The 5,867-nt window shown below is 74.2% G+C and carries 3 protein-coding genes and 1 pseudogene; all 4 read left to right on the forward strand.

The window, feature by feature from the left end; all coding sequences use genetic code 11:
- Window positions 1-1,329, forward strand: a 1,329-nt coding sequence (locus tag NBW84_RS06505; protein ID WP_250282638.1) for an NAD(P)H-hydrate dehydratase, incomplete at its 5' end; no start/stop codon positions are given.
- Window positions 1,330-1,960: 631 nt separating this feature from the next.
- A complete protein-coding gene (gene alr, locus NBW84_RS06510) occupies window positions 1,961-3,304 on the forward strand; it encodes an alanine racemase (RefSeq protein ID WP_445548540.1) in 1,344 nt (447 codons plus the stop codon).
- The gene (locus NBW84_RS06515) at window positions 3,301-4,536 is read left to right on the forward strand and encodes an alpha/beta fold hydrolase (RefSeq protein ID WP_250282639.1); all 1,236 of its coding nucleotides are present in this window, start codon (window positions 3,301-3,303) and stop codon (window positions 4,534-4,536) included. Before alr ends, NBW84_RS06515 begins: the two co-directional genes overlap by 4 nt.
- Before the next feature lie 355 nt (window positions 4,537-4,891).
- Window positions 4,892-5,266, forward strand: a pseudogene (tsaE, locus tag NBW84_RS06520) (tRNA (adenosine(37)-N6)-threonylcarbamoyltransferase complex ATPase subunit type 1 TsaE); the annotation flags it as partial.
- Window positions 5,267-5,867: the final 601 nt, after the last annotated feature.

Consider the following 5,867-nt stretch of genomic DNA (forward strand, 5'->3'; position numbering starts at 1 on the left):
ACGGGCGCGCGGCTGGCCGCCCGGGGCGCCCGGGTGGACGCGCTCGCCCCGGGCCGGACACATTCCGCCGGGACGGCGGCGCTGCTCGCCGCGGGCGGCCGCCTGCACACGCTGCCCGGGCCAGAAGCGGCTGACGAGCAGCCACCAGGACCTGGGACGCCGGCCGGTGACGACACGGCCGCGCGGCTGCTCGCAGCGGCCGACCTCGTCCTCGACGGCCTGCTCGGCATCGGTGGCAGAGGCGGCCTGCGGCCCGGGCACGCCCGGCTGGCGGTACGCGCCCCCCGGGAACGGACCGTCGCCGTGGACGTCCCGAGCGGGGTGGACAGCGACACCGGGGCGGTGGTCGGCCCGGCGGTCCGCGCGAGCAGCACGGTGACCTTCGGCACCTACAAGCCTGGCCTGCTGGTCGGGGCCGGGGCGGAGCACGCGGGCGAGGTGGAGCTGGTCGACATCGGCCTCACTCTCCCGGCCGCGGACCTTGTCGCGCTGGACGACGCCGACGCGGACCGCCTCCGGCCCGTCCCCGTGCCGACGGACTCCAAGTACACCCGCGGGGTGCTCGGCCTGGTCGCGGGCAGCGACAGCTACCCGGGCGCGGCCGTGCTCGCCACCGGCGGGGCGCTGCGCGCGGCCGCGGGCTACCTGCGGGTGGTGAGCACCAGGGTGGCCGCCGACCACGTGCGCCGGGCGCATCCCGAAGCGGTGGTCACCGAGATCGGCCCCGGTGACGCCGACGCCGTCCTCGCGGCCGGACGGGTACAGGCATGGGCCGTCGGCCCGGGGCTGCCCGCGGACGGACACACCGCCCGGATAGTGGCCGCCCTGCTGGCCACCGACGTTCCCGTGCTGCTCGACGCCGGCGCTCTGGGCGTGTTGGCCCAGGATGCCCGCAGCGCCCGCGCGCTGCGGAAGCGCGCCGCGCCGGCCCTGCTCACACCGCACGAAGGCGAGTTCGTCCGGCTCGCGGCGGCACTCGGCTGGGACGCGGAGACGACCGTGGGCGAACTGGCCGCGGACCGGCTCGCGGTGGTGCGCCGCTGCGCCGCCGAACTCGGCGTGACCGTCCTGCTGAAGGGCAGCCGCACCCTGGTCGTCGACCGGGACGGGCGGGCGCGGGTGAACACCACGGGCACGCCATGGCTTGCCACGGCCGGCAGCGGGGACGTCCTGACCGGCCTGTGCGGCTCGTTGCTCGCCGGCGGCAGCGACGCGCTGGACGCTGGCAGCGTGGGCGCCCACCTGCACGGCCGAGCGGCCGCGCGCGCGGGCCATCCGCTGGCGGCGTCCGACCTGCCCGCGCTGCTGCGGCAGCGCCGGACGCGGTGACGGCCGGCCGTCGGCGTCGACGGCCGTGGCTTCTCCTGCCCGCCGTCCTGTCCGTCGCATGATCCCTCCTGTTGGTGATCAGTGAATTCCGGTTGCCGCGACTTCGTGGCCCGGTTCCTGTGGCGTATCGGACCGGCAGCCGGAGCGCCGGAGGGCAGCCGGTGGCCGGCGGGGATCCCGGGTGTGGAAAAGCGCTCGTGCTGTCCGTTGCCGCCTGGGCGAGCCGCCCAGGGCGTGCCTCGACGGTGCGCTCCGCGTCCCTGGCGCGCCAGCCTCGCGGCGTATCTGTGGATAACCAGCAGCGAGCCGGCAGTTGTCCACAGCCCCGGCCGGTGGCCTCGGCACGGTGCCGTCGGCTGTGCTGTCATCGACATCCCGGCGCTGGCATTCCGGCCACCCGGCCGGGGCTACCGACGACGAGCCCGGTGGCCGGCACCGGGCCCAGCCGCCGGGCCCGAGCGTCGCAACACGCCACGGCCCACCGGCCGCGACGAGGTGAGGTGAGATGATCTCAGGGTCTCCTGCCGGAGCACCGGCGACTCGGAAGATCTTGTTACCGTCGAGGTGCGGCGCGCCGCGACATCCCGACACGGGTCGGCACAACTGGCCGGACAGGTCAGGAAGGCTCCGGATGACAACGCAGAGTGAAGGCTTGCGCGCCTGTGCCATCGTGGACCTGGACGCGGTCCGTGAGTCGGTGGCAGCCCTGGTCGCCCGCGCCGGGAACGCCGCGACCATGGCGGTGGTGAAGAGCGACGGCTACGGGCACGGGATGTCCGCGTGCGCGCGTGCCGCCGTGGAGGCGGGCGCGAGCTGGCTCGGGGTCGCCGTCATCGAAGAAGGGCTCGCGCTGCGCGCCGCCGGCTGCAGCGTCCCGGTCTTCGCCTGGCTCACCGCCCCGGGGGAACCGCTCGCTGACGCGCTCGCCGCCGACATCGACCTCTCCGCGTCGGCTCCCTGGATGCTGGCGGAGATCGCCGAGGCTGCCCGGCACACCGGCCGGCGAGCCCGCGTCCACCTCAAGGCCGACACCGGCCTGGGCCGGAGCGGCGCCACCGAGGCGGACTGGCCGTCCCTGTGCGACGCGGCGGCGGCGCTGGTCGCCGAGGACCTGATCGAGGTGACCGGCGTGTGGAGCCATCTGGCCTTCGCCGACTCGCCCGGCCATCCGACCGTCCGCGGCCAGATCGGGCGTTTCACCGACGCGGTCACCATCGCCGAGAAGGCCGGTCTGCGTCCGCAGGTGCGTCATCTGGCCAATTCGGCGGCGACCCTGGTCAGCCCGGACGCCCATTTCGACATGGTGCGTCCGGGGATATCCGTGTACGGGCTGTCACCGGGGCCGCAGGTCGGTCCGCCCGCGGCCCTGGGCCTGCGGCCGGCCATGACGTTGACCGCCCGGCTCGCGCTGGCCAAACGGGTGCCGGCGGGCAGCGGCGTGTCCTATGCCCACCGGTACACCACCGCCACGGCGTCGACCCTTGGGCTGGTGCCGCTCGGGTACGCCGACGGCGTCCCGCGGGCGGCCGGCAACACCGCCGAGGTGCTGCTCGCGGGCCGGCGCCGGCGGATAGCCGGAACCGTCTGCATGGACCAGTTCGTGGTCGACGTCGGCGATGATCCGGTCCAGGCCGGCGACCAGGTGATCCTGTTCGGGCCCGGGGAGCACGGCGAGCCCACCGCGCAGGACTGGGCGGACGCTCTCGACACGATCAGCTACGAGATCGTCACCAGGATTGGCGCCCGGGTGCCCCGCATTCACCTGAACGCCTCCGGCGGGCCGCGGGACACCGGTCGGTGGGGCGCGGGCATGCCGGACACCGGCCGGCCCGCTCCCGGGGTGACCGGCAGCCCGCCGCCCGCTGTCAGTCAGTCTGACGCCGGTTCGTCCAGCGCTGGTTCGTTCGGCGCCGGTTCGTCCGGTCCGGGTCTTCCCGGCGCCGGCCCGTCAGCGTCAGGACGGCTTCCGTCATGAGCACGTCCCAGGCAACAGAGGATGTAGGAGCGGACGGTGCGGGCGGCGCCGCGCGGGCCATGATGGCCGGCCGGTTCCTCGGCATCGGCGGCGGTGTCGTCCGGGCGAGCCGTGCCGTCACCCGGACGCGGGCAGTGCGTGCGGCGGGGGTCACGGGCCTGGTCACGGCGGCCGTCATAGGTACGGCGGCGGAACGGCGGCTGGCACGCATCCGTGCCGAGCGGGCCGGCGCGGCCGAGAAGGACCCGGTCGACCCGGTCGACCCGGTCGGCGGGCGGCCGGCCACGGTGATCACCTCCGACGGGGTGCCGTTACATGTGGAGATCGTCGGTGACGCCGACGCGCCGCTCACCCTCGTGTTCGTCCACGGCTTCTGCGTCAGCCTCGACTGCTGGACGTTCCAGCGCCGGGACCTGGCCGGCTGCGGCCGGCTGGTGTTCTACGACCAGCGGGCGCATGGTGCCTCGGGCCCCTCGGATCTCGCGGGGTGCACGATCGAGCAGCTTGGTGACGATCTGTACCGGGTGCTCGGCGAGGTGGTGCCGACCGGCCCGGTGCTGCTCGTCGGGCACTCGATGGGCGGGATGACGATCCTCGCGTTGGCCGACGCCCATCCGGAGCTGTTCGAGGACCGGATCGTCGGGGTCGCGCTCGTGTCGACCAGCGCCGGCGGCCTGGCGACGGTCACCTTCGGTCTGCCCGCGACGGCCACGCTGGCACTGCGGGCCTGCCTGCCCGGCCTCGCGATCGGTATGCGCTACGCTCCGTCGCTGCTGGAACGGGGACGCCGCCATGGCGGTGACCTCGCCTGGGTCATCACCCGCCGGATCGGCTTCGGCTCGAACGAGGTGGAGCCGGCCGTGGTGTCGTTCCTGGAGAAGACGATAGCCGCCACGCCACTGCACGTGGTCGCGGCCTTCCTGCCCGCGCTGATCTCTTATGACAAGCTGCTTGCCGCGGCGGTGCTGGTGGCGACGCCGACACTGATCCTCGTCGGTGACGCCGACGTGATGACCCCGGTGGAGCACAGCCGCACGCTCGCCGCGGCGCTCCCCGAGGCGGATCTGGTGGTCGTACCCGGCGCCGGCCACAGCGTCCCGCTGGAGCGTCCGGACGAGGTCAACGCGGCATTACGTACCCTCGTCCAGCGGGCGAGGGCCCATCGGCCACCCCCGGACAACCCGGTCGTGCCCGCCCCTCGGGAGCACGGCATAGACGACATCCACGCATGAGCGCTCCGCGGCGGACGCCCGTGGGCACGACAGCGACGTCGTCCAGGCGGTCCTGACCAGCCCTGATGTTGATGTCTGTGTGTAATGGGAACGAACGAAACCGGCAGGACGCGGGCGGCGGGCGGCACCCACAGCATCCGTGGGGACGAAGTTGTGGCCCGCGGGCGTGCACGTGACGGCCTGCACGTGACGGCCTGCACGTGACGGCCTGCACGTGACGGCGTGCGTGCGACAGGTATGAACGTGATCTCGTGAGGTGGACGTTGTGAGTGGCCCGGATACACCACTGCCCCCTTGGCTGCGCACTGGTGAGTCCCTTCGCGCCAGCGTTGCGATCAGAGCCGAGGATGGCGGTCTGGTGGTCGAGGCCGCGGACGCCGACAGTACCCGCGAGGCGGGCAGGCAGCTGGCCGCCGTGCTGCGCGCGGGCGACCTCGTGATCCTGGCCGGGCCGCTCGGCGCCGGCAAGACCGTTTTTGTCCAGGGCGTTGCCGTGGGCCTGGGCGTTGCCGGGGCGGTCACCTCCCCGACCTTCGTGATCGCCCGGGTACACCCGGGCGGCCGGGTGCCCCTGGTGCATGTGGACGCCTACCGCCTGGGCGGGCTCGCCGAGGTCGAGGACATCGATCTCGACGCCGATGTCGAGCAGTCCGTGACCGTGGTCGAATGGGGCTCGGGCCTGGTGGAGGGGCTGGCCGGCACACATCTGCGGGTGGAGATCGCCCGTCCCGAGGACGCGGCGCCGGCGGCTCCCGCCACGGGCACCTATATCAGCACGGATATCGGCGCCAGCGTGGGTGTTCCCGCCGGCGCGGACGCCTCCGTCAGCGACGCCCCCACCGGTGCGGATGCCGGTGGCAGCGTGGATACCGCCGGCCGGGCGGAAGCCACCGGCGTCGCCGGTACGGGCGGGGTGCCCGATGCCGGGGGGCGGCGCGTGATCCGTCTGCTCGGCAGCGGCGGGGACTGGCCGCGGCGCCTGTCGTTGTTGGTGCCATTGCCATCATCAGCGCAGACAACCGTGAGCCCGCCGGCTCCACCAACTCCACCGGCTTCGTCAACTCCACCGGCTTCGCCGGCCCGGCCGCACCGGCCGGAGCCGGGCTGGCTGTGAGGGATCAAGGGGCGATCTTGCGGTTGGTGACCGGCTAGGCTGGCGGACGTGCTGCTCATCGCTCTTGACACGGCGACACCCGCCTGCTCCGTCGCGCTCGTCGACGTGGCTCACGGGTACTCGCCCGGCACGTCGGCCGCGGCGGCTGTGCCGGTCGTGCCGGCCGGAGTGGGGCAGCCCACAGGGGCGGCCGCGGCCAGCGGGCCCGCGGCGGGGG

Source organism: Protofrankia sp. CiP1_Cm_nod2 (assembly GCF_920664355.1).
GTDB lineage: Bacteria > Actinomycetota > Actinomycetes > Frankiales > Frankiaceae > Protofrankia.

Coding starts and splice junctions, on each gene's coding strand:
- NBW84_RS06515 (WP_250282639.1), top strand. CDS start 3,301: ATGAGCACGTCCCAGGCAACAGAGGATGTAGGAGCGGACGGTGCGGGC.
- alr (WP_445548540.1), top strand. CDS start 1,961: ATGACAACGCAGAGTGAAGGCTTGCGCGCCTGTGCCATCGTGGACCTG.